The sequence below is a fragment of the Candidatus Protochlamydia naegleriophila genome (assembly GCF_001499655.1).
GTDB lineage: Bacteria > Chlamydiota > Chlamydiia > Chlamydiales > Parachlamydiaceae > Protochlamydia > Protochlamydia naegleriophila.
Genome location: NZ_LN879502.1, coordinates 1,669,931 through 1,695,605, shown reverse-complemented (window position 1 = coordinate 1,695,605; position 25,675 = coordinate 1,669,931). Strand labels below are relative to the sequence as shown.

At 42.3% G+C, this 25,675-nt stretch carries 16 protein-coding genes and 1 tRNA gene; 8 read left to right on the top strand and 9 right to left on the bottom strand.

The genetic code is table 11. The features are described 5' to 3' along the window. Positions 1-57: 57 nt before the first annotated feature. A tRNA-Ser gene (locus tag PNK_RS07090) sits at positions 58-145 on the bottom strand. Between the two features lie 492 nt (positions 146-637). On the opposite strand from PNK_RS07090, the gene PNK_RS07085 reads away from it, so the two are divergent. Next, on the top strand, positions 638-2,860 hold the full coding sequence (locus tag PNK_RS07085; RefSeq protein WP_059061195.1) for a hypothetical protein: 2,223 nt from the start codon (positions 638-640) through the stop codon (positions 2,858-2,860). Positions 2,861-2,992: 132 nt separating this feature from the next. Here PNK_RS07085 and PNK_RS07080 read toward each other — a convergent pair whose 3' ends face one another. After that, complete coding sequence (locus PNK_RS07080; RefSeq protein WP_032125756.1) at positions 2,993-4,513, bottom strand: carboxypeptidase M32; 1,521 nt, start codon at positions 4,511-4,513, stop codon at positions 2,993-2,995. A gap of 26 nt (positions 4,514-4,539) precedes the next feature. Further along, complete coding sequence (locus PNK_RS07075; RefSeq protein WP_059061192.1) at positions 4,540-7,065, bottom strand: bifunctional UDP-N-acetylmuramoyl-tripeptide:D-alanyl-D-alanine ligase/alanine racemase; 2,526 nt, start codon at positions 7,063-7,065, stop codon at positions 4,540-4,542. A gap of 327 nt (positions 7,066-7,392) precedes the next feature. Between PNK_RS07075 and PNK_RS07070 the strand changes: the two genes are divergently transcribed. From PNK_RS07070 to PNK_RS07060, 3 genes are all read left to right on the top strand, one after another. Continuing rightward, positions 7,393-8,238, top strand: a complete 846-nt coding sequence (locus tag PNK_RS07070; RefSeq protein WP_059061190.1) for a zinc metalloprotease — start codon at positions 7,393-7,395, stop codon at positions 8,236-8,238. A 114-nt stretch (positions 8,239-8,352) separates the two neighbouring features. After that, complete coding sequence (locus PNK_RS07065) at positions 8,353-8,568, top strand: dodecin family protein (RefSeq protein WP_032126098.1); 216 nt, start codon at positions 8,353-8,355, stop codon at positions 8,566-8,568. Between the two features lie 231 nt (positions 8,569-8,799). Further along, the gene (locus tag PNK_RS07060; protein WP_059061188.1) at positions 8,800-9,723 is read left to right on the top strand and encodes an alpha/beta hydrolase; all 924 of its coding nucleotides are present in this window, start codon (positions 8,800-8,802) and stop codon (positions 9,721-9,723) included. A gap of 920 nt (positions 9,724-10,643) precedes the next feature. Here the strand turns inward: PNK_RS07060 and PNK_RS07055 are convergent. The 5 genes from PNK_RS07055 to PNK_RS07035 all read right to left on the bottom strand — a co-directional run bounded on the left by PNK_RS07055 (position 10,644) and on the right by PNK_RS07035 (position 18,161). Further along, complete coding sequence (locus PNK_RS07055) at positions 10,644-13,757, bottom strand: efflux RND transporter permease subunit (RefSeq protein ID WP_079992853.1); 3,114 nt, start codon at positions 13,755-13,757, stop codon at positions 10,644-10,646. Next, the gene (locus PNK_RS07050; protein WP_032125750.1) at positions 13,754-14,572 is read right to left on the bottom strand and encodes an efflux RND transporter periplasmic adaptor subunit; all 819 of its coding nucleotides are present in this window, start codon (positions 14,570-14,572) and stop codon (positions 13,754-13,756) included. Before PNK_RS07050 ends, PNK_RS07055 begins: the two co-directional genes overlap by 4 nt. A 1-nt stretch (position 14,573) precedes the next feature. Next, the gene (locus tag PNK_RS07045) at positions 14,574-15,839 is read right to left on the bottom strand and encodes a TolC family protein (RefSeq protein ID WP_059061186.1); all 1,266 of its coding nucleotides are present in this window, start codon (positions 15,837-15,839) and stop codon (positions 14,574-14,576) included. Between the two features lie 79 nt (positions 15,840-15,918). Beyond that, on the bottom strand, positions 15,919-17,013 hold the full coding sequence (locus PNK_RS07040; RefSeq protein ID WP_079992852.1) for an LptF/LptG family permease: 1,095 nt from the start codon (positions 17,011-17,013) through the stop codon (positions 15,919-15,921). Next, on the bottom strand, positions 17,010-18,161 hold the full coding sequence (locus PNK_RS07035; RefSeq protein ID WP_032125747.1) for an LptF/LptG family permease: 1,152 nt from the start codon (positions 18,159-18,161) through the stop codon (positions 17,010-17,012). The genes PNK_RS07040 and PNK_RS07035 overlap by 4 nt, the downstream gene beginning before the upstream one ends. A 327-nt stretch (positions 18,162-18,488) precedes the next feature. Between PNK_RS07035 and PNK_RS07030 the strand changes: the two genes are divergently transcribed. From PNK_RS07030 to PNK_RS07010, 4 genes are all read left to right on the top strand, one after another. Beyond that, entirely contained in the window at positions 18,489-18,827 is a 339-nt protein-coding gene (locus PNK_RS07030; protein WP_059061185.1) for a DUF4339 domain-containing protein, read from the top strand. Between the two features lie 4 nt (positions 18,828-18,831). After that, a complete protein-coding gene (gene tilS / locus PNK_RS07025) occupies positions 18,832-20,172 on the top strand; it encodes a tRNA lysidine(34) synthetase TilS (RefSeq protein ID WP_158021738.1) in 1,341 nt (446 codons plus the stop codon). Positions 20,173-20,584: 412 nt separating this feature from the next. Next, a complete protein-coding gene (ftsH, locus tag PNK_RS07015) occupies positions 20,585-23,332 on the top strand; it encodes an ATP-dependent zinc metalloprotease FtsH (RefSeq protein WP_032125743.1) in 2,748 nt (915 codons plus the stop codon). A 443-nt stretch (positions 23,333-23,775) separates the two neighbouring features. After that, entirely contained in the window at positions 23,776-24,867 is a 1,092-nt protein-coding gene (locus PNK_RS07010; RefSeq protein WP_162264038.1) for a hypothetical protein, read from the top strand. Between the two features lie 47 nt (positions 24,868-24,914). Here the strand turns inward: PNK_RS07010 and PNK_RS07005 are convergent, their stop codons facing one another. Further along, positions 24,915-25,661, bottom strand: a complete 747-nt coding sequence (locus PNK_RS07005) for a glycosyltransferase family 2 protein (protein WP_032125741.1) — start codon at positions 25,659-25,661, stop codon at positions 24,915-24,917. Between the last annotated feature and the right edge of the window lie 14 nt (positions 25,662-25,675).

The window sequence follows — 25,675 nt, the reverse complement described above, 5'->3', positions numbered from 1 at the left end:
ACAGAGTATCAATAAAATTGACTTTTGCTGAGAACCCTCGAAAGGGTTAAAAAGGAACGGAAGAGGTAGGATTCGAACCCACGGTCGGGGGCTGCCCGACTTCTGTTTTCAAGACAGACGCATTCGGCCACTCTGCCACTCTTCCGTATACAAGAAAACCAGCCTTGAAGGCTGGTTAACCATTTTCACTTGGTCAAGCATAATTTATACGTCATTTCAGCTAATTAGGTCTAACGTTTTTTCTGTTTTTTTTCTGATTACTTTTTTAATTTGATTTAAGTCTTTATCAATTAGTTTATTGCGGTTTGTTTTTGAAGCATGAGAAAGTATCCATATACATTTGCAAATCTAGTGAAAATCTTGAAAAATGCACTTTAGAAGGACTACTGAGATACAAAATGCATCAGTTACCCGAAAGATGGCTTGTGAATAGATGAATTGGAGAGAGTCTCTTGCGCTGCTAGCCCCCCCTTTGTTACTGGCAATAGAAATAGAAAGTATTTTGAATTAAATTACAAATGATTGCTTCTATATAGTTGAAAATGTTATTGATTATTATCTGTCTATATTAATTAATTTAATTAAAAATAGAAGTTTGAGATAATTAAAGTAGACAGTTAACATAAGGGGGGTCCATATGGGTGCCCGTTCACACAATTTGTCTATCATTGAAGCGGTTGAGACGCTATCAAGTATTGCCGATTTAGAATTTGATCGGGAAATCGGAATAGCTCAGCAGCACGAACTTATTTTACAGAATGAAAAGGTAGATTATAAGACTGTTCATTGGTTGCATCAGGCTGACGCACCCTCGACGGTTAATTTAGTTCGTGAAACTTTTCGAGTTATTTTGCATTATTTGCGCAATTTTTATCGCAAAGAATATGGCTATGTAACGGATCAGAAAACCATTGAAGGCATTAAAACGATTATGGTTTTGGTGGGGGAGGCGGCCAAAAAGCTTGATCGTTACACGAATATTTTCCATCAAACGCAGAAAAAAAGCGTGACAGAATTCAAAGAATATAAGCAATTGCAAGAGTTTTATCTTTCTAAAATAGCCAGGAAGATAGATGAGGGGGTCTTGAGCAAGTGGATTTTAGGCTTATCGATTGGAAAGTGGAAAAAGCAAAAGGCTATTGAATTTAAAGCTGCTGCTCCAACTTCTGTAGAAAGCTTGGCGGAGACTCAACACGTATTTGTAGATCTCGAAACGGTTAAGAAGGATACAGAGTATGAGCTGTTTTTTATTCGGAAAGAGGATGGCACCCGTTTTTTCAGTCCGCGTTTACTGCGCAATATCAAGCTCGTATGCGATTTTGGTGACTATTTTGGCGGGCATAAAGGGATCGATCCATTAGAAGGCATTAAGCATTGGCATGATCGTGTTCTTCACCTCTGTGCACGCAATATCTTAAAAGCCTTAGGTCCTCGCTTACAGCACTTCTTTCACGATATTCGCAAAATTAAAAACCAAGAGATCATTGTTTTACTGAATAAGGCGTTGCTGGCTCTTTTATTAAGTTCTCATTCTCAAAATCTCTTACGCCACACTCCTATTAAAAGTTGTAGTGAGTATTTTGAAGACTTCCAGTCTTTTTTAAGAGAGCTTCTTCATTGTCGCACATATCAAAAATGGCTGGCCTATCCGCCTAAGGAAACCAATCAGTTTGCTTATGAGTTGATCGAGATGGTTCAAGTATTATGTAGAAGCTTGTATGCCAATCTTCAGGGAACTGAAGAGATGGTTCCGGTTGTTCAACGCCTCATTAAAGAAGCTGGCCAAACGCTTACCAAAGAGCAGCAAGAAGAGGTGGGCAAGTCTCCTATTTGGAAGCACTTGACTAACGATTATACGGCGATGGCAAAATTAATGAAGCGCCATCCGAATGGTCCGCTCCTCAAAGTCCTCACGATTTTGGAAGAGGATGCTTTCCATGTTTTTGACCCATTGATGCAGCATAATATTCCAAATCAATTGTACGATTTATATGTACAAGAGCAGCGCATTTCTCATTTGCGCTTGGCTGCACCTGTCTATCAGGAGTTTATTAATAAAGCAATTGTCGATGAAGAGTTCAAAAGCTTTATCAGGCTGTATAATCAGGCGACTCCCATTAAAAAACACCTCTTAATTAATTTGCAGGACCGCACTTCTTGGCGTGAACATGCCCGATGTGCCGCTTTAGAAGATTTGCAACATCAACCAGGCATGAATAATGCCCTGTACGTTGTGACTTTGGCAACAGACACAGATTTTTACCATCAGCTTAGCCCTTATCATCAAGTGAATCACGTTGAGCCTTTCGTTGAGCAATTTAAAGAACACTTAAAAGGAGAGCATTCGGGATTCTTTTTCCCAGAGTGCATCGAAAGGAAAGCATTTGCCAAGTTTATCGATGAAGTCTTTCCTGTCATTCATCGCATTTTCTTTTCGAGCAAGAACGTTTTGCAAAGAGAGAATAGGCTCGATTTTATCGAGATCTTTTACCTTTTCCTGCAGCTCAAATTGCTCGAATGGATTAAGCCAGACTCTTTTAGTTTAACTTGTAAGGATGGCATTGATATTGGCGGAGCCTATAGCAGTGAACTCTTTGTCTTCTTAAAATTGATCAATGGTCAAGAATTGACGCAAGAGGATTGGGAGCACCTGAACTTCATGCTTTATGCTCCTTCGCTTCTCATACGCGAAAGAGTTATGTTGCCAGAGCGCTTCAATCGCATGTTAAGCGCTTTAAAAACCATTGAAAATGCTAAATTAGAAGTTGGAGCCGAAAATTTTGCTGCAATGCTGGATATTGCGTGCGCTCCGCTTTTTGAAACGCCGATCTTAAAATCTACTCTTTTACTTCCGCGTTAAGGAAATAAAAAGCGATTGTAGAGATTGGCTTAAAGGCGACAAGAAACGTTAAGTTCTTGGTCGCCTTTGTTATTTAAACACGGCTTGCTCCTTGCTTAAAGCGAGATGCAGGAGCGTAAAGCCGGGTTTTAACTACAGTTGATAGATTTTGCCATATTTGCTTTGAAGGTATTGAACATAGGCATCAGCACTGAATGCATGCCCTGTTGCTTGTTTGAGCAGTTCTTGGGTCGTGTAACGTCGTCCATGCTGATAGATTTTTTCGTGCAGCCATTGCTTAATAAAATCCAGTTTACCTTCTGCAACTCGATCTTCCCAGTCTGGATATTGTTTTGCAAAGGCTTCGAAGAGATGGGCTGCATAGAGATTTCCAAGAGTGTAGGTTGGAAAATAGCCAAAGGCCCCCATGGCCCAGTGAATATCTTGCAGGCATCCTTCTGCATTGTTTTCTGGCCTAATCCCCAAGTACTCTTCCATTTTAGCGTTCCAAGCCGCAGGAACATCTCTTACAGAGATTGAACCCTCGATCAAAGCCTTTTCCAGTTCAAAGCGTAAAATGACGTGAAGGGGATAGGTAACTTCATCGGCTTCTACGCGAATAAATGAAGGCTCAACCTTATTGATGGCTCTATAAAATTGATCAAGGGTGATGGTGTCGAGCTGACCTTTAAAAATCTCTTTTAAAATGGGAAGAAAATGTTTCCAAAAAGGTTTGCTCAGTCCAATGCGCGTTTCCCACCAGCGTGACTGGCTTTCATGCACCCCTAAAGAACGAGCGTCCCCAAGCGGAGTTCCGTATGAGTCTTGAGGAAGACCCATTTCGTAGAGAGCGTGCCCACCTTCGTGTAAGATGACAAAGATGTTGCTCATTAAAGAGTTTGGGTGAATGCGAGTTGTAATGCGGCTATCGGTTGGGTGGCTCGAAGAGGAAAAAGGGTGGGAGGAAAAGTCGACACGTCCTTTATCGGCATCATATCCCATTGCTTCTAAAATTTTATGGCTAAAGGCAACTTGTTTGCTTTGATCCCACTTTCCGAATAAAAATTGATCATCGACTGGCTGTGCAGCCATTTTTTTGATCAGCGGTGAAATTGCATCACGCAGCTTGCTAAAAACTGCATCGACCTCTTTTGTTTTCATATCTGGTTCGAATTGATCGATCAATGCATCGTATGGGTGCTCTTGATAGCCTAGTAAATCGGCTTTCTTTCGGTTCATGCTCACGATTTTATCTAAGAAGGGAGCGAACTGTTGAAAGGCGTTGGATTTTTTTGCATTGCGCCAAACGACAATCGATTGAGAAGTTAATTTTGCAAAATCTTCGACAAATTTTGCAGGAAGAGAGGTGTCTTGAACGTAATCGCGGTGCCATTCTTTAACGGCTGCCGTCTGTTGCGGAGTTAAATCCTTTGCGACAACTTCTCCGGTGCGAAGATCGATCAATTTGGCTAATGCATTGGCAAATTTTTTGCTCGTTTTTTCGCGATGAATTAAGCCTGCCATTGTTTTAAGCTGTTCAGCACGGATAGCGGAACTACCTTGCGGCATATAAGTTTCTTGATCCCAATCAAGAAGAGATGAAATGCCTTGTAGCACACGTGTGTGTTTGCCAAGCTGGTGCAGTTTTTGAAAATCTTTTTGAATTTTTTCCATATCGTTATCCTCTCCACAAATGATTACTATCTGATTTGCCGTCCTTCTTCATAAACAAAAATACGTTGTATGCGGGGACCTAAGCAGGTGATAAGTTCATGAACAATCGAATCACCGCTTGAGGCTAATTCCTCAGGTGATAGGTATTGGCCGCACTCATCTTCACCAAAAATTAAAACCTTATCGCCAATGGCAATGTCTGGGATGCCAGTCACATCCACCATCATGTAGTCCATGCAGATATTGCCTATCATGGGAGCTTTTTTTCCTCTGATCAAAACATGGGCCTTCCCACTATAATTGCGATGCAAGCCATCAAAATAGCCGATGGGCAGGACCGCGATCTTTTGAGCTTCTTGCTCGACTCTATAGCGCCTGCCGTAACTCACTGTTTCACCCTGTTTGCAGACATTAATTCCCACAATGCGAGAAGTTAGTGAAAGAGCCAAGCGCAGATCTAAGGAAGCTTTTACCGATTCCGATACATAGAGTCCATAGGAGGCAAGCCCAATGCGGACCATATTATACTGAGGAGTAGAAAAGCGGATGGCTCCGCTCGAGTTGGCGGCATGTACCCACGGCGCTGTGATACCATGCTCCTTTAATGTTGCAATGGTAGAGTCAAAGCTGCGAATTTGTTCATTGGTAAAAGCATCTTCCTGTGGATCATCCGCACAGGCAAAGTGAGTCATGATGCCTTCTAAAATCAAATTGGGTTGAGATAAAATTGTTTTAGCTAGCTCCAAAGCTTCTTCCTGCCGACAGCCAAACCGGCCCATACCCGTATTGATGTGCAGGTGAACTTTTATCTGTTTTGCTTGCCTTTTTGCCTCTTTTCCCAAAGCTAAAATGAAATCTTTATCGCTGACGCCAACTTCTAAGCTCCACTTAACTACTTTGGCTACCTCGTAGATGGCTGCGCTGATGGAAAAAATGGATTGGCTGATGCCCGCTCGCTTTAAACAAACCGCTTCGTCAACATAAGAGACACCCAGAATATCGATGCCGTACGATGCTAAAAATTTGGCCATTCTCACATCGTCCGTTCCATAGGCTAGCGCCTTAACCATCACCATTATTCTCGTTTGAGAGGGAAGCTTTGCTTGAATCATGTCGAGGTTATTTTTGATGGCAGCTAAATTGATAATACATTGGTTGTGATTTTGGCTTTCGTTGAATGCTTCAGTCAATCGATCTAAGGGGAATTTTTTCTCACCTTTGAGCAAGATTAAATCTTGGGATTGAATGTGATTTTGGAGGTGTTCGAGCACTTCTTTTTCAGATTCAAAGGCTAAGATCTCGGTTTCCGATGAGTTTTTTTCCATTTCTTCGATGAGAGGCTTGAAAGGCTTAGTTCCGAAGAGAAGAAGGTGGCGGAGATGGGCCTTGGCTAATGTTTTACCAATGCTCCGGTAGTCGCTGTTCGCATGCATCGGCTCTCCGCGCATTCCACCGAAGACAACGATTTTTCTTTGAGAATCGGCCGCATAATCAAAATGCCTTAAAGCTAAATCGACAGATTGGGGATCAGAACAATAGGTATCATTGATGAAAGTGGCACCAGTTGGAACCTTCCAGATTTCTGTCCGTGTAGGCTCTGGTTGATACGTTTGGAAGACTTGTTGAATGTTGCTAGCGGAAATTCCACTTAACCAGGCAGCCTTTGAAGACATGTTGATGAGATTTAGGTAGTAAGTATAAGCCGCAGACATACGCCCCTGGTAAACAGAGTGATCGGGGAAGGATAGTTGGTAGTGTGCTGGAACTGTTACATCTGTTTGAAAAGAGGTTGCATGCGGCAATTTTTGACAGGCTTCATCCCAAAAATAAATGGGAAAAGAAGGGGTTGATTGGGAAAGCTGCGAATGAACTTCTGTTGGAAGAAGCGACCATCCTCCTTCAGGCGTTGCCCAAATGAGTTTGAGCGTTTCTTGAGCCAACGTTGACATGTCTTGGAGGGTTGCTAAATGCTTTTTGCCAATTGGGGTTAAAATGGTGTAGTCTGGCTTAATCAAATCGGCTAGTGCTTCCATTTCCTGCTTTTGAGAAATGGCCGCTTCGATGATAGCGATTTCGTGCTCTTTTCGGATTGTTAAAAGGCTCAACGGAACCCCGATCTGGCTGTTAAAACTCTCCGGCGAAGCGGCTGTTTTTTTCTCTGTTGCCAATAGAGTGTGAAGCAGGTCTTTGACCATGGTTTTACCAAAAGAACCTGTGACGCCAATGATTTTAACGGGAAGCTGCAACCGATAGGCTTTAGCAATTTCTTGAAAGGCTTTTAGTGGGCTTTTAACGCGTAGCAAAGTGAGCCCATTTAAATCAGAAGGAGGAGTCCATTGATCAGATACAATGGCATATTTAGCCCCTGCCTGCACTGCTTGGCGAACATAGTCATGTCCATCCAGTTTTTCCCCTTTCAAGGCAACAAATAATGAGTGGGAAGAGCCGATTCTCCTGGAATCAATCGTAATTTGATCAACAATGGCAGGCTCAGAAAGAGTACCTCCTGCTTGGTTAAACCCATTCCAAAGACGTAGGTCAAATGCATCCATATTGAATACCGGTATGTAAAAGGTAAAAACTTGAGCTACTGATGATAACGGAACATATTCGCAAGAATTCCTAAGAATCTCTCCAGAAGTATGCCTCTAGTCCATGATAAGCCTGTCCCATAAACAATAGTATAGAGTTTCATCATTGTAAATTCCAGCTATATGATAAAAACATGGCCTCTACTCAGATCTCCAACTTTGCGATGCTGTATTTCTTTTATTCATTAATATGTTTTAGTTGTGTTTTTGTTTTGTATTTAATTAATTGAATTATTTATTTTAATTATTTTTTTTATTATAATGCTTGAAAAAACTATTTTAGGTGTTATGAGTATTACAGCTTTGAGAATGGATGCGCCTTTACGAGGCAACTATAATGAATTAGAAGTTGTAGATGATGCTGAACTTCGCAATAAGTTGATTCAAGAAGTTGCTTTATCCACCTTAAAAGACATTGCGGCGAGTTGCGTGATAACGGGGGTAACGTGTTATTTTGTTGCGACAAGCGCAATTCCGACTTTATTGATCGGGGCGATTTCTATGATAGCGATGAATCTTGTTTTACGTTCGCTATCTGCCGGCACTCTCTGGATGATATACCATGAAAGGGAGCATAATCCTCTATTGCTTTTCGCTTATCAATTATCGCAATGCATGTGCCCGATTAGTTTTTCGATTTTAGAGAGCATGACTACGAGTGTAGTCATTCATGAAGCAGGCCATGCGCTAGCAGCAACGGCTGTTTATAATAATTCACATGCTTCTATCGAAATATTTCCTTTTTTGGGTGGAGTGACTCGCTATTATGAAGGGGCTTTAACAAAGTTCGGCGAGCATCTAGGGCCACGTGCCTCTCGTTTGTTTGTCAATGCGGCGGGGCCCTTAGCTGGGATTCTTGCAGCTAGCTGTGAAATAGGCCTTTCTCATTATGTAAAAGAGGATCACCCACAATTATCGCTTTATTTATTGAGTATGGGGGTCATGACGGTTGCACAGCATGTCATGTATGCCTTATCAGCCCTTTCACAAGAGCTCCCTTCTCCTGGGCATGATTTTGTAGGCCTATGGAAAGTTGGAGGCATTCATCCACTGACATCTGTTGTTTGCATGCTGGCCTTGCCCCTGCTTGTTAAGACGACTCTATTCTCCATTGATTACTATCATCGTTCATGATCGAAGTTTCATTCAGGGTTATAAGCTTAGTTTGACAAATGAAAAGGTTGCATGATAAAACATGATAATCTAAACAGGTCAATAGGGATTTTTACTATTATCTGGAGGGTCATTATGTCAATTGCTAAAGTAATCGAAGTTATTAGTGAAGGAAAGAGCATTGAAGAAGCAATTCAATCTGCTGTTACAGAAGCTGCCAAAACATTACATAACATCAAGCAAATCAACGTTCAGCACATTGAAGCTCTTATAGAGAACAACAAAGTTTCTAAGTATCGTGTAAATGTTAAAATCAGCTTTGTTCTTGATACTAACCGTCAGGCGGATTAGAAAATGTTATGTGACAGGAATTCATTATTGAATGCCTGTCACTTTCTTACATGTGCTTGCGCTTAGTGGCTTCCGCCATCCCTACAATCCCTTTTTCAATTCTTTGGGTTCAATAGCTAAATGCAATTCTCCTACTTTACCTGGATGCAGGATAAGATTTTTGATATTGACATATTGAATATAGTTTACTATATTCAATATGTGATTAAACCCTTATCTAAGAAAATGCATATGTTAGAGAAAAATAGGGCTCTTCCTGCACGGCAGGGAAATCTGGATCCAATCGTCTATAGAGGAATGACAGTCAATCAGTTGACAGAAGCCTATGACGATTATAGGACTATTCCTAACTTGGATTTTTTGCTGAAGGAAAACCGAGAGCGTGCTCAAGCTGTAAAAGCCAGGTTGAATCCCATTCAGGATCTCTCTTATGGCTCTGAAACAATTCAAAAATTAGATATCTATGCGCCGCAGGATGCTAAAAAGATACCCGTAATCATTAGTATTCATGGAGGAGGCTGGATTGCGGGGAGCAAAAGTCCTTGGGCTATTCCTGCAGAAATTTTGCTAGCAAATGATATCATCTCTGTGTCTATTGACTATGGACTTGCGCCTCAATACCGGATGGAGGAAATCATTACGCATGTCCGTTATGCCATTGCGTGGGTATATAGAAATATTGATCAATACGGAGGTGACCCGAAACGCCTCTATATTTATGGGATATCGGCTGGTGCACATCTTGCAAGCTGTGCTCTTATGCCAAGTTGGCACAAAGATTTTGATCTTCCACAGAATGTCATCAAAGGATTGGTTGCGATGTCTGGCATTTATGACTTATGCACACTTGTGCATGCTTCTCATGCAGACTCACAAAAGGCACTACAAATGACATTGGAAGAGTCATTGCGTGACAGTCCGCTCTATCATCTTCCGAAACTGCCAATTCCAGCCATTATTGCACATGGTGAGAAAGAGCCTTTGATACTATATCACCTTGAAGCCAGTCATTACGCCCAAAAGCTACACAATGCAGGCTGTGAGGTATCTTTGATTGAAGTGCCTGGCGCTAACCATTTTGATATGATCAATGAGCTTACCAATACTGAAGGGGAAGTATTTAGAGCTGTTATGAAAATGGTTCGTTACCTATAGTTCGCTAGATGCCGACTATGGGCTTTAAAATTAGTCGTCCTACCGCTCTCTCTCTCTCAACATATGCATCCAAGGTTACCCCATTACTCATATGCTTGGATAGAATGTTACCTATGTGATCGTATCGGACCTAAGTCTATTAATTAAAATTCTTCATTTAAAAAACATCAGCATTCAAATTTTTTTGGAGGTGAGTTTGAGTATAACTCAAAAAATTGGGGGACGATTGTATTAAAGCAATAGTTTCTTAGTATTTTTTGTCTGGCAGTTTCTCTCCACTGTTTTTACCGAGATCGGGAGATTGTAATAAATAATGGAGGCCTTCTATTAAGGCAGGAATGTTCTATGGGGGGATGAACTGCTGTGGGCATGGATTCTAATATGATATTAGGCAACCCTTCCAAACGGTAGGGGGAAACAAATAGCAAAGAAATGCGCAAGAACTCTTCTATAGAGGTTGTCGCATCTCGAAAAATGACTCTTTTTGAATAGCTAGTCTGCTGCAAAGTGCCTGGCAAAGCGCTTTTTCTTCCCCGTCACCAACGATGAGTAAATGATGATCAGGAAAGTGTTTTTCAATCTGGCTCTAAGCATTGATTAAATCGGTTACCCGTTTTCTTTCTTCCAATCTCAATGTCTCCTTCAGTCGCGACTTTCAAAAGCGTGAGGATTTTTAAAAAGTGACTCAATCGAAGGACTTGTTCTGTAAGTGTAGCAATAGAGTGGCAATGCGGATAGGTGGTATTTTTTTAGGCGGAAAATAAATGCAATAGATACAAAGACAAAGAGGAAGGACTTTGAGCGTACCTGGCAACACGATAGATATCAAATGCAGTTTCTTAAAATCGTTAAGTGAAATAGATCACTCAATTGAAAATCAAAGAGCAAACCAGGATTGATTTGCCCTTTGAACGAATGTTTTAATGCGCTGCAGGCTCTACATTAGTGGGAATGTCTGTGCGTTTGCGCGCTGTAAATAATTTTGTGAGCCACTCTAAAGTATTGTCCATCATAAAATATATGACAGGCACGATAATTAATGTTAAAAACATGGACGTGATGAGTCCTCCAATAATGGCAAGAGCCATTGGTGCGCGAGATTCAGATCCAGGTCCATTGCTCAAGGCAATGGGAAGCATTCCAAATACCATGGCAAGGGTTGTCATCAAAATCGGATGAAGCCTTGTCGGTGCAGCCTGCAAAATAGCTATCTTAATCTCTAATCCATCTCTCACGCGCAATGTGTTGATGTAGTCGATTAGCAAGATCGCGTTTTTTGTTACGAGTCCCATCAACATGATGATACCGATGATCGTGAAAATGCTAAGAGTCGACTTGGTGAGCACCAAGATGCCGAGAGCTCCTACGATTGAGAATGGCACAGAAAGCATGATAATAAACGGCTGAACGAAGCTTTCAAATTGAGAGGCTAAAACCATGTAAACGACAATGACAGCCAAAAAGAGAGCAAATAAAAGATTGTTAAAAGACTCTTTCATCGATTCTGCGTTACCAGAAAACTGAACGCTATAGCCGGGTGGAAGATCGATTTCTTTAATAAATGAAGTGATTTCATTGATCGCTTCACCCAATACTTTTTGCTCGGTTCTCAAATTACTGTAGAGAGAAATAATGCGGAAGCGATTGTAGCGGTTGATCTGGACCGGGCCTTGCTTTTCTTCGATATCGATCAAATGATCGAGTTTGACTAAGTTGCCTCGGTCATTGCGCACAGCCAGGTTTAGCAAATCGCGGCTCTTATTTCTGAATGCCTCTTGCAGTCTGACTGTGATGTTGTAGCGCTCTCCATCAGCTCGGAACTTGCTGATGTCAGTTCCTCCAATTAAAGGCTTAATAGCTTGAGCTATAACAGCCGGGGCTACTCCCATGGCAAAAGCCTGATTACGCTTGATGAGAACCTCGATCTCTGGCTTTCCAGTTTCATAAGAGGTATCTAGGTCAACATAGCCTTCTTGACCTTCAAGCTTTGTCATAAGACTCTGAGCAATGCTTTCAATTTTATCGAGGTCATGCCCTTTGATGTCGAGTTGGATGGCAGCATTTCTTACTCCACCGCCGGAAATGGCCTGAACCGGTTCGACGCTGATTTTAAGATTTTGCATGCCCGCAAGCTCATCACGCACCCATTTCATGGCATCTGTTTGGCTAATATCCCGAGCGGCTTTATCCGTCATCTTGATATAGATTCCGCCCTCATTGACCTTGTTGAAGCTGTCATTGCCGATGGTTGTGAAGCTGTAGCGAAACCAATCCTGGCCTTGAATTTTAGCGCGAACGTTTTTCAGAACGTCATCGGTTATGACAAGCGATGAGCCGAGCGGGGTTCTAACCTTGACGAAGAATTCGCTGCGGTCTTCTAAAGGAACAAATTCTGATCGGACATACTGGCCCATATAGAGCGTTAAAAAAAGAAGGCTAAATGCAACGAGCAGAGTCGTTTTTCGAAAACGAAGGGCTCCAGTTAAAACAGACTCATAGCTGTTATCTAAAGCATGCAAACAGTTTCCAATCCAGCGCGATAAAAAGTTATTAGAGTTTGAAATTTTTAGGAACTTAGCCGACAGCATAGGCGTCAAAGTAAACGCGACAAAGAGGCTGATCAAGACAGCAAATGTGACAGTCAAGCCAAATTGGTAGAAAAAGCGGCCGATCAATCCTTTCATGAAGGCAACAGGCAAAAATACCGCAACGATCGACATCGTAATGGCAAAGGCTGCAAGTCCGATCTCCTGTGTTCCAACCATCGCAGCCTTTTCTGCATTATTGCTTTTTCTAAAATGGCGGTAGATATTTTCAACGACCACGATGGCGTCATCAATCAAAATACCGATCGATAATGAAAGAGCCAGCATCGTCATCGTATTAAGGGTGAAATCCATCCATTTTAAAAGAGTAAAGGTTGCGATGACGCTGATGGGAATGGCCAGAGCGCTGATGAGCGTAATGCGGAAGTTTCTCAAGAATAGGAAAACGATGACAACGGCGAGCGCGCCTCCAAAGATCAAGTGAAACTCAATTTCTTCGATTGAATGTTCAATAAAGACAGACAAGTCTTGGGCAATTTCTGTTTTGATGCCTTGAGCGGCTAAGCTTCCTTTTAACTGCTCAATGGCTTTTTTTACCTCTTTGGCAACAGTTACCGTATTGGTTCCGGACTGTCTTCTCACGATCAGTGCCACAGCATGTTGTTCATCTAAACGGGCTAATGTGCGCTGCTCTTCCAGTCCATCGACAATTCTGCCTACGTCGGCGATCTTGATTGGATAACCATTTTGGTAAGCGACTACGATAGAGGCCAGATCTTGCGCTTCGTCAAATTCGGCTTTGATCTTAACAGGCAATTCGTGGCTGCCTGTTTCGATACGCCCGCCTGGGAATTCGATGTGTTGAGTGCGGATAGATTGAATGACATCTTGAACCGACAGATGCAAGCCTTCTAGTTTGTAGGGATCCAAATAGATCCAAATATTGCGATCTTGTTTTCCAACAATCTTGATTTGGCCAACGCCTTGGACTTGTTGGAGGCGGTCTTTAATCGTTTTTTCAGCAATTTTTGAAAGATTTTGAATAGGCTGGTCGCCAGAAATAACAACAGCCATGATAGGGGCGGAGTCAATGTCGAACTTTTCAATGATGATGTCTTTAAGATCGCTTGGAAGTTCTTGGCGAACAGTCCCGAGTTTAGCCTGGACTTCCTGATAAGCGATATCGACGTTTTTCTCCAGATCGAATTCGATGGCTATTTGCGAAATTCCTTCGGCGCTTGTTGAACGAAGATGCTTAATCGAACTTATGTTTGAAACGGCTTCTTCGATGATTTCTGTGACCGACTTTTCTATTGTTTCTGGATCGGCTCCTGGCAGAGTTGAAACAATCGTGATAACTGGAAAATCAACTTTGGGAAATAAATCCACACCCAGCTCTTTAAAGGCGATCGTTCCAAATACAACGAGCGCAAGCATGATCATGGTAATGAAGACTGGGCGTTTAACAGAGAGATCTGAGAGAATCACGATTTATTTCCTTTAATCAAAATTTTGGCAAAAGAGCCAGGAAGAATTTTTCTGTCTTGATTGCTTATGATGGCACGGCAGCGAATAGAGCGGGTAGCCTCATCAAGGCAAGGATAAATTAAGTCAATTTTAGCTGCATAGTGCGCTTGGCCTGTTCCTTCGACTTCAAACTGAATGGGAGTCCCAACTTGAACGTTATTCAAGTAGACTTGGGGAATCGAAAATTCAAGATAAACAGGGGTCAAAGACTGCATTTCGATGATGGGGGTTGCAGGTACAGCAGAAATTGACTCGCCTTGGTCGACGAGCTTTTTGGAAACAACTCCATCAAATGGAGCGCGGATGACTGTTTCATTTAAATTCGCTTGAGCTCTACGGACTTCTTCCTCGTCTTGCTTTACCTGTGCATGGGCAAGATCATATTTTGACTTTGCCTCTTCGAATTTCTTCAAAGAAACTGAAGGTGTTTGTCCATTATTTTTTTCCCATAGCCTTTTCATGCGCAAGTAGTTAGTTTCTGCATCGGCTAAGTCGATTTTGGCAGATTCTAGAATGCTATTTTTTTTAGCTAAGTCGATTTGAAAAAAGGTCGGATCAATTGCAACGATCGGCTGCCCTTTTGAGACCTCTTGGCCAACTTCTACGTAAAGATAGTCGATCCGTCCAACGACCTGGCTTCCAATGGTACTTTTGGATGAGGGATAGACATTACCAACAGTTGAAAATTCAAAGGGCTGACTCCATAGCTGGGACTGGTATAGCAGAAAAAAAGTCGCCAAAGTAGGGATTTGTCGATTGATTAGCTTTTTTAACATTTTAGAGACATCCTTTTTTATACATCATTCCTGCAGAGTAAATCAAATTAGCCCTAGACTGGTGAAAAGTATAGAGGGCTTTATAATAGCTAACACGGGCTTGAGAGAGGCTCTCATCATCATTGATGACGTCAATATTGGTAACAAGGCCTTCTTCAAATAAGTTCTTGGTCAAGGCTAAATTTTCTTCGGCTAAATTCACTCCTTTCAGGGCTACAGGAATTTTTCCCCGGGCTGTCTTAATGGATAAAAATGCCGAACGAATGTTGAATTCAATGTCTTTTTCCAGCTGTTGATAGCGCCATTCTAGTTCATTCACTTCTTTTTTTATTCGTTTTAGTCTGGCATTGGTATTGCCTCCATCATACAAATTGAAATCGACGCCGATGCCGGCATCTAATCCTTGGCGATAGGGGAGGGCATAGTCAGATGTTGTGCTGTAGTTGGAAAAAGCATAAATGTTAGGGTAGAGATTGGCCTTCTCTGCCTTGTATCCATGTTGAGCCGCTTTGATTTGCTCTTGCAGAGCCAAAAGATCTGGATGATTGATTTTAGCCGCTCCAATTAGCTCATTTAGGCAATCTTCTGGACACTGATCTGGCAGCAAGTCTTCAATTTCAGTTTGAGCCGCAAGGTCTAATCCCATGAGGCGATTGAGGCGCGTCGTGGCGAGCTCAATGTGAAAGCGCGCTTCCATCAAATCTTGATGAAGCTGGGCCAGCTGTACTTCAACTACAAGAGCTTCATTGCGGTGTACGAGCCCTTGTGATAAAAAGTCTTGGGTGACTTGCAACTGCTGATCGAGGGAGCGAATAGACTCTTGAACAACCCATTCCAATTTTTGATAAATGAGCAACTCGAAATAGGCTTCGTTGACAGAATAGAGAAGGGTTTGTTCTACCTGATCCATTGCGTGTAATGCTGAAGAATAGAGCTTTTTCTGTGACTTAACAGCTTCGCGTGTCAATCCAAAGTTGACAAGTGGGATGACGAGAGAAACCCTGGCATGCCTGTTGCCTTTGTTGTGGCGCCACTCCTTTGCATTACCAGAAGTCATATAGTCGGCTTGAGCACTTAACTGCGGGCGGCCAGTGCTGCGCGCCTCGTCAATCTTGTCATAAGCAATGAGCGCTCTAATATCCGCCAGAGTCTTTTTTTCATTGTTTTCTAAAGCAATCGTTTGGCATTCCTCTAGACTGAGTTTAGCGTGGAGCGGAGAGTTGTAAAGACTGACTGTACAAAAAAAGAGTAATAACCAAGCACGCATAGTAGATGCACTTTAAGTAAGTAGATTAGATGGTAAAAAATTGAAATGAGAATCATGCTAAAAGGAAGTCTATTTAAATTCAACACGCCCTATTCATTTTTGTAAAGCGATAGCCAAAGAACCCGAAAATTCCGAGAAAAGGAACGCCAATGGCCCATACTGGAGGAATCACTTGCCTTTTTGCCACGACTTGTGCGGCGTCCATTAGCATGTAAAAAGCAATGAGGCTGAATAAACAACCAATGTAAATAAAGAAAACGGGAAGCTGGCGCGAAAAGCGGACGCAAATGGGAGCTGGTGCTAAAATAGCCAATAAACAAAGCCATGGCATGAGAAGCTTCCAATAAAATGCGCTTGCCATTTTGCTTTCCTTTTCGTTCAAATTAATTAAAGAAGCGGGTTGCTGAGCCGCCAGTTCAGTAATCGATAAAACGTCTGGATCCATGATCGTGGATTGTAGGATTTCAGAGTTGAATCGCATTTTTTTGAATTCATGCTGCTTGTAAGCTGCTTTTTGAAGAAGTTCACCGTTTGGCTGCCGGATGAGGTGGTCTACAAAGTAGCCAATCGGCGCAACTGTTTGTGGCGACAAGAATTTAATGCGGTAAATACTGTCGACAGATTCAATCCAGTATGCGTCGAAAAATTGTTCCTTGGCTAAATCATAAAGCTGGAAGAGCAGTAAAGAGCCATCTTCTAAAATCACATGCTTAACGGCTACTTCTGGTGTGTGGCGCACTTTTTGATGCTTAGTGGCATCTTCCATACGCCTTAATTTCTTAAGGGCCGGAGGCATTAGAATCTGTTCGTTGAGGTATAGCAAGGCCATGCAAACCAGGGCAATGAAGATAAAAGGACGCATGAGCCTCTTTAAACTGATTCCACCTGCCATGAGAGCTACAAGCTCTTGATGGGAATTTAGAGTGCAGACGGTTTTGACAAAAGCAATGAGGAGGGCTAAGGGAATCAAAATTTCGGCACGGCTCGCAAAGACAAAGAGGTAGTAACGGCTAAGTTCCTGCCAATGCAGTTGAATTTGATGATGAGGAAGGGCGCTTGTATGGCTCGCGTAGTCGATTAATACGTAGAGGCCGTAAAAACAGCAAAGAAATAAGAAAAAGACTTTGATGAATTCGAGCAGGAAATAGCGTTCCCAAATCATTTTGAACATCATTCAATTCCTTTGCTGACGCGGTTGATAACAAAAATCGATAGTAAGGCGATGACGATAAGCGGAGCTAAGTAAAGCGTAGCAGAAAGGTGAAATTGTTGATCGAGCCCTTTAGCGACAAAAAAGGCAACCAGGTAGGTTGTTGTGAATAAAATGACGAGAATGAGGCTACGGTGTTTGCGGTGGCGGCTAATGTTTAAGCCGAAAGCCGTCCCCATCAAAGTAAAACTAATCACGGCAAGAGCTATGGATAGTCGCTTGGCTATCTCAGAGTGGCTGCGGTTGAGCTGTCCCTCTAGGAGTTTGATCTGATTCTTATCGCTATTGTCCAGCTTGGCCTGATTGAGAGCTTCCCGCTGTTCTTGAGAGCGGATGAGAAGAAGGGGAAGTTTTAAGTAATCATTGTTAATGGTCCAGACCTTCTTTTGTAGGACTTGAGAAAAATCTTCGACGTGGGTGATGGATTCTTCCATATTTTCAATCAGAAGGTCGTCGAATGCTTCTGCTTGATCACTAGCCGAGCTGGTTAAAAGGGTGACTCCTTGACCAATGAAGACGGAAGGGGATGCCTTAAGGTGCTGGGCAATTAAAAGATTCAAGCGCTGATGATGTTTACTAGGGATGGCAAGAATGGCATCGGACGCTGATTCCCCAACACGCGATGGCCCAAGCGACTCAAAGTAAAGACCTTTGAGACGCATTAAGTGTTTATTGTTTAGTAGCAAAAGTGGATTGATAGAGCGCAGTTCGCTTTTTAGCAGGTTTGTTTGTAGATGCGTCTGAGTCGCGACCTCCGAAACCATCCAAAAATTAAAAAGCGAGAGAAAAGCAGCTGTTATAAGGATCGGGGCTATTAAATCGCGCAGGGCAAATCCGCATGCTCTGAGGGCTGTCAACTCGTGAGTATTAGATAAGCGTTGGACAAAGATGAGCGACGCAATTAGGCAAGACAGGGGTAAAGCTATGGGCAGGATATAAGGAATTTGATAGAAAGCGAATAGCAAAATATAGGAAAGAGGGGCTCCAAGTGCGGCAAAATGGGCGATTTCGTCCAATCGCATGGTTAGCAAAATGGCAATGAATGCTAAGACGCAAGCAAGCGTAATTTTTAAGAAATGACCAATTGAATAGCGCCAAAGTAGGGGGATCACAGATTCTATTCCATACGTATTTTTGCTTGAATCTTAGAGGGTGTTAGCAATCCTCTTCTTAAACAAGGTTTATGCTCAAAATAACTTAAACAAGTTAATGCATCAAAACGGGTTCGAGTTGTTCATCTTATGACGAGTTTCAATGGATAAGATAGAGGCTCGATAAAACAAATCTTTTAGTAATTTTGTGCAAAAGTTGTAGTTTTTTTACTGAAGTATCGCAAATTCAAGTGAATAAAGTATAAATAGAGTAAATAATGGCTGAATTTGATACAATAAAACAATGCCGTATTGAAAAAATCAAAGCTTTTCAGATTCAGTGGGAAAATGAAACAAGAGTGGTACATTTTAATTGATGGTAGCAAGGAAGGGCCTTTTACACCTCTTGAGTTGAAAGCCGATTCGCGCGTTACCCCCGATACGCTCGTTTGGAAGCCTGGATTCTTGGAATGGGTTGCCATCCGCTTTATTCCTGAATTAAAATTTATTTTTAAAGATGAGCCGGAAAGCAAGCCATTGCACGAAGATCCGAATACGCAACCACTGGGCTCGGACTCCTCTGAGCAGGCGACATTGATTATACAGGAAGATCCCTCGCAATTTTTTTTATGGATTCTCTTGCTCATCCTCATTCTCATCTATGTTTTTTATCAGTTGCACCAATAAATACATGCTTACGACTGTTGTACAATTTTTAAAGGTTTATTGCGGCTCTTCCAAGCCCATCTTACTTGGTCTTTCGGGCGGAGCTGATTCTCTCTCTCTCTTTTATTGTTTACTCGAAGGGCAGCGTCAAGGATTGGTTACTTTTCATGTGGCCCATGTGGACCATGGCTGGCGTACTGAAAGTGGGGCAGAAGCACGTGCTTTGAAGCGGCTCGTTGAGGGATATCAAATTCCTTATCATGAAAGGGCGTTAAATCCTTCCTCGTTAGTTGGAAATCTAGAAGCAGTTTGCCGGGAAGCGAGACAACAATTTTTTTATGAGTTAAGCCACCAGCATGGATTTCAAGGCGTGATGCTAGCTCACCAACAAGATGACCAGGTTGAAACGATTTTAAAGCGAGTTTTAGAAGGTTCCCATTGGTCGCATTTTACAGGTCTGCAAAGCGAAACGTGGCTGCAAGGGATTCGTTATTTGCGTCCTTTGCTTTCGATTTCAAAAAAAGACGTGTATGTGTTTTTAAACGATCGACATCTAGTTCCCTTTGAAGATGACACGAATAGCGATGAACGGTTTTTGCGGGCTCGCATGCGGCAAACAATGATTCCACAGTTAAATCAAACGTTTGGCAAACGGGTCGACAGTGCTTTGCTTTATCTAAGTGATGAAATGCAAGAATTGAAAAAGTATTTTTATGAGAAGCTATCGCCCTATTTGGATTGCATCGTGCGAGGACCATTTGGTTCCTATTTGAATTTGCAGCATGTCGTGCTGCCTTTTGCAGAAATAAAGTATTTGCTTCGTTTAATTTGCGAGAAAGAAGGATTTCCTTTATCTCGTTTCATTCTAAAGCGTGCAGGAGAGGCTTTCTTTAAGAATGAGTCAAATGTCATTCTTGAAATTGGTGGAAAAGGCCTTGTGATTGATCGGCAGTGTCTTTTTCTTTTACCTTCTTTAAAAGAATCGCACTGGAGCGATTCCATCCCATTGCTGCAAGAAGAGCGTGCGGTGGCGAATGGGGCGTGGAAAATTGGGATGCAAAAGCGCTCTTTTCTCTCCTCGCAGTGCGCCTCTTCCTGGAAAGAGGGGTGGATCGGTCTGATGCGGGTTTGCCTTCCTTTAGGCGACTACCATCTGGGGCCGCCCCTTTTGAAAGCTTGCCGAACGCTTCATTCGACACCTATTGATCGCTTCTGGACAAAGCATAAGGTTCCGGCTTTCCTGCGTTCTTATTTTCCTGTTATTTGGCGGGGAGACTCCATTTTCCATGAGTTTTTAACGGGGCGGGCGGACTTTACATTAGAGGAGGGCGACGAGTGCCTTGAAGTGCAACTGTCGCGCGAATAAATGAGGTGGCCTTTAAAGGTGGATCTTTTGATGGGAGATTTGGTTTTGGAGATTGTTTTTAAGTAAAAGCTGGAAAAGAGGGTGTTAAAGCCATTGAATTAAATCCTTACGATGAGCACAGTCATTGCTTGTCGCAATGCTGTTTTTGCGAAGGTTGCCATCAAATTCGCCAATTTCGGAGGGGGTTTATGCGATAGATCTCAACTCAGCTTTTACATTAGATTTGAGGGTGACGGGTTCACATTCAAGTCTAAATACAATTCGAGGTTGCTAGAATTTTTTTTAAATTAGAATTCCTTGTTGAAAGCGAATACCTCCTGTGATAGAATCAATAAATCAATATGCAACTTTTATGTGATCTTTTTCCATCTGTAGATAGATGAAAGATCGTTAAATCGAATGTTAGGAAATTATGCCAGACGATAATAAGCAAGACTTTAAGAAAGGGATATCAAACAGCTTCGTTTGGTTCCTTATGGCCGCTTTTTTGTTTGCCTTAATGGTGCAAAATTTTATCGATACCAAATTTGCCAAAGTGTCTTTTAGCTATCAGCTAGAGCATCTTGTCAATTTACAGCTTTTGCAGCCAGAAGATAGCCGCAAGATTGCTTTAAATGACAATTTAGTCACTTTTAGTGGTAAGTTTAGGGATCGTTTGACCGAAGAGGGGAAAACTCGCTACAAGTACTTAGAGCTTCTTGACACAAATCATGAGCTAAAGTCTGAGCAGGTTCGCGTCAAAAGCGAGATTAAAACGCTTAAGTCCAAAGTTACCGATTCAGCTAGTATGTTTTTACAGTTGAGCGGACTTCCTGTTCCTAAGGGTGGATATGTTGTTGTTGATGATTTATATAACACGCCTGACGAAGATCAAAGCGTGGTCATTAAGAACATCGCGAAATCCAATGTGGACAGCTTAGCGGCTTTACAAAAAGAATTTACCACCCTTCGCCAAAATGCAACGGAAGATTCTTTAAAAAATTTCGGTAATTCGATCAATGATTTATTGAGAAACTTTCGATCGCCAGCTTTGGGCATTGGATCTGAGACGATTAAACAAACGCTTAAAACGATAGATAAAGATGTGGCCGAAATCAGTGCGGCATCGATGTCGCCTTTTCAGCAGCTCACGGTTTATGGTCATGCGCTTGACAATTTGCGTACGATAGTTGACGAATTGAATCAGGAAGAAGATCACATCCGTTTGACCAAGCTGCGCAGTGTCCGCAACTACAAAGAGACGCTTGATGAGTACAATCAGATCAACACGCGTCTAGATGACAATCAAATCCAGTTAGACAAGGCGCGTCAAGCCGTTGCTAATGTGATTTGGTACTTCAATAATCAAGAGCTTTCTACGCGTGCCTTAGAAAAGCAAGATCCAGAGATTTATAATCAATGGTTTGCCAAGGCAAAAGAAGAATGGAATAATTTTAACAACAATCGCGGTGGCATTTTTAGAGCGCCGGATCAGCCTCTTAATGCTGTGCTGGAAAAAACATTCAAGAGCGAAGAGCCGTCGCCTAACTACTTTAGCTATCTATTTACACTGATGCCAGTGCTGCTCGTGATCTTAGTTTTGTACTTGATCTTCGCAAGGCAAATGAAGGGAATGGGGAATACAGCTATGAATTTTGGTAAATCGCCAGCCCGTTTGCTGAATAAAGGGGACAATAAAATCACCTTTAAAGATGTAGCTGGAGTTGATGAAGCATTAGAAGAGCTTCAGGAGATTGTTGAGTTCCTCAAGAACCCTCAAAAGTTTACTTCCCTGGGCGGTAAAATTCCTAAGGGTGTTCTTTGTATTGGACCTCCAGGAACTGGTAAGACATTGATTGCCAAAGCTGTGGCAGGAGAGGCCGATCGTCCATTCTTCTCGATTTCAGGTTCTGATTTCGTCGAGATGTTCGTTGGTGTTGGTGCAAGCCGTATCCGTGATTTGTTTGATCAAGCCAAGAAAGCCGCTCCTTGCATCATCTTCATGGATGAGATTGATGCGGTCGGGCGTCATCGCGGTGTTGGAATTGGCGGCGGTCACGATGAGCGTGAACAGACGTTAAACCAACTGCTGGTTGAGATGGATGGTTTCGATACTAATGAAGGGGTTATTTTAATGGCTGCTACCAACCGTCCCGATGTGTTGGATAAAGCTTTGCTCCGTCCGGGGCGTTTCGATCGTCGCGTCATCATAGGGCTCCCAGATATTAAGGGGCGCTTTGACATCTTAAAGGTGCATGCGCGACGCATTAAAATGGATCCGTCAGTTGATTTAATGGCTATCGCGCGTAGTACTCCAGGCTCTTCTGGAGCCGATTTAGCTAACATGCTAAATGAAGCGGCATTATTAGCCGCCCGTAAGGGTCGTACGGCTGTGACAGCGCAAGAGACGATTGAAGCGCGCGACAAGGTGCTTTATGGAAAAGAGCGCCGTAGCTTGGAAATTGATGAAAACGAAAAGAAAACGACTGCTTATCATGAATCTGGCCACGCAGTTGTCGGTCTAGTCGTCAAGAGCGGCGATCCAATCGATAAAGTCACGATTATTCCTCGAGGAATGTCTTTGGGTGCGACCATGTTCTTGCCTAAGAAGAACCGTGTGAGCTATTGGAAGCAAGAATTGCATGATCAATTAGCTGTTTTGATGGGCGGGCGTGTTGCCGAGGAAATTTTTGTTGGCGATGTGTCTAGCGGTGCTCAGCAAGACATTGAACGAGCCACTCAGCTTGCCCGCAGCATGGTTTGTAAGTGGGGTATGAGCGATAAACTCGGAGCTGTAGCTTATGAAGAGCGTGGCAACGGTGACCAGTATGGCTTTGATCACCACGAAAAGTCGTATTCTGATGACACGGCGCAAGCAATCGATGCTGAAGTGCGCAGAATCTTGGATGATGCCCATGATGGTGCTCGTGCAATTATCTTGGAGTACAAAGAGCAAGTTGAGCTAATGACTCAGATGTTAATTGAGTTCGAAACACTCGACAGTGAAGATGTTCAAGAGATTGTCATTAAAAAGAATTGGGATATTGTCCGTAAGAGAGAGAGACTTAAAAAAGCTGCAGAGCTCCATAAAAAAGACTCTGTAACTCCACCACCGCCTCCTCCTAAGGAAGCAGGAGCCTCTAACTCCGGGTTGCCAAATTCTTTAGGGCTCTCTTCCTAAATCTTGGCCTATCCTATCCTCAGAAGCCCTAATCGATATGAACCGATTAGGGCTTCTTCATTTAATCCCTCCTTTGCTTTCAGATGACGGGTTAAACAGTTGTAGAGGCTTATGCTTCTAAGATGAATGTCTTGACCAGCCCAGGCCATTTTCAGGCCATTTAGCTATTGCTATGCATGGCAAAACAGAATTGAAAAGTACCTGTTTACGCGGTTCTCAAAGGGTGTTTTTTGTCTGAGTGGATTGTGTAAAGTGATGATGTCATAAAAAATAAACTAAAAAGCAAGCACATAAAGTGAGTTGCTTGACTAATAATCTTTGCAATAAATCGCTTGCTTGTTTTATGCATGGAATTAAGTCGTCCGATAGACAAAACACCAGAAGGTGCCTTTGGCATGGCTGAAAGAGCCATCTTGTTGGTGTATATAACCATGGAGGGCCTTATGTCCAGCAATCTGACAATTGGAGCTTCGGCTCAAATATTTGCTTCTACAAGCATATCAGATGGTAGTCACCCATTTTTTCAATATGATTCACAAACAGTTGACAAATTGAAGGCTGAATTGAGGCTGTTAAGCAAGCAAGCTTTACAAGGCATTGCGATTGCTAAGCAAGAAGGGGTTGATATCAGCGAACAAGTGAATAACATGTCTTATTTGATTCAAGATAAGCTTACTGGTTCTTCACAAGGGTTGGAGGTTAAATACCGCCATCAGATAACCATGAGAGAGCGGTATTGTCGGCAGATTATGGAAAAAATTTGCAAAAAGAAATTCATGAAGACTGATCAAAATGCCGTCAGCCTTTTAAAATCCCGTTTGAAGCGCTTGGAATGTCTTGCATCAAAGTATATCTCTCTTGCAAACGGAAGGGATATTGACATTGCAGAGCCTACAGTAAATATGATCATGAGTATTTCTAGTAGTCCATCTGCCAATGAGCTTCATCAATTACAAGAGATCAGGTATCTTCATCTTGTGAAGGTACTTGAAAAGTATTGCAGTGAAATCTGTACGCGGATCAATCGGAGCTATTTCACTAAAGTTAATCAATCTGTGACTTCCGATTTAAAATGGGATCTCCAACTACTTGTCATTACGACTGGTGAATATACGAAGATTGCGAACAAGGAAGGGGTGGATATTCAATCTCAGATTAAAAACATTATAGCTACGATTTTGAATGCCCCTTCATTCGATGATCCTCATCAATCGAAGGAGCTGATTTATCGTCAGCAACTGCTTCTAAGAAGTGCTTACTGCAGTCAAATCATCCGCAAGGTGACAGAGCATCGCATTCGACGCACGGCTGATGCAGCAAGAAATATGCCGGAGCTTGCTAAGCAGGTTGAATGGATCACTACCTGTGAAAAATGGCTGTTAGATCGTCTGCCAAAAGAAGAGCTTCCTCTCGTTCAGCATCCAGAAGTTGTCAAAATCGAGTGTCAATGGCTCGAATCTAAATTAGAAGGAATGATGAAAAAAATTTTAGCAAAAGCTAGGGTTTCCACTCCTCTTAATATAGTGTTTAAATAGGACGTGAGTACAGGCAAAGGATTGGCTTGCGCCATCCTTTGCTATGTTTAGAAAATGGGTTTGTAATGAGGTTTTCCTCGAATATAATTGGTGGCTTCAATTTGTTCTTTCCGATTGATCTTATAGTCACTCAAAGGGTTGACGATATTATAGACATAGAGTTTTTCTGGTATGAATCGGACCTTATGAGCAGCCATTTCGAGCATGGGATACATTAGAGCCTTATCCCATGAGACGCGAAAGTATTCGCCTGATTCCGGATCCCGCAGATCTTCATCTTTAATTTCTCGAAATAGGCGATATTTGTACGTTTTTAAATGTCCAAAAATGTCGACGATTTCACGATAAAGCTGTTGTTCGATGACAAACTCCGGAATAGGCAGAGCATAATTCATTTTGAGACAGTCGGGCGGGTAGGTTTGGAACTGTCCCCAGGTGAGATACACATCTTCTTCGGAATAGACTTTGTCGAGAATGTTCAAGGCGTGCTCATCATAGAGCCAATCATCTCCGTCTAGCATGACAATCACGTCGTCATCTTGGCAATCCAAGGAGCGGATGGCCTCGACAATGCTTGCTAAGGCTCCTTGATTGTTGGAGTGAAAAATAGATTTCCAGTTGTTGCGTTGACAGTAGTCGGTAATGATTTCTCTTTGCTTCTCAAGTGTTGAAGCATCGTCGATGACGCAAACATCATAATTTTTATTGAGCTGGCTTTCTACCGATGCCAATGTATTGGGAATAAAACTGACGCTGTTGAAAGAGGGAATGACAATTTTAAATCGTCCTTTCATAAGAGAGCCCCATT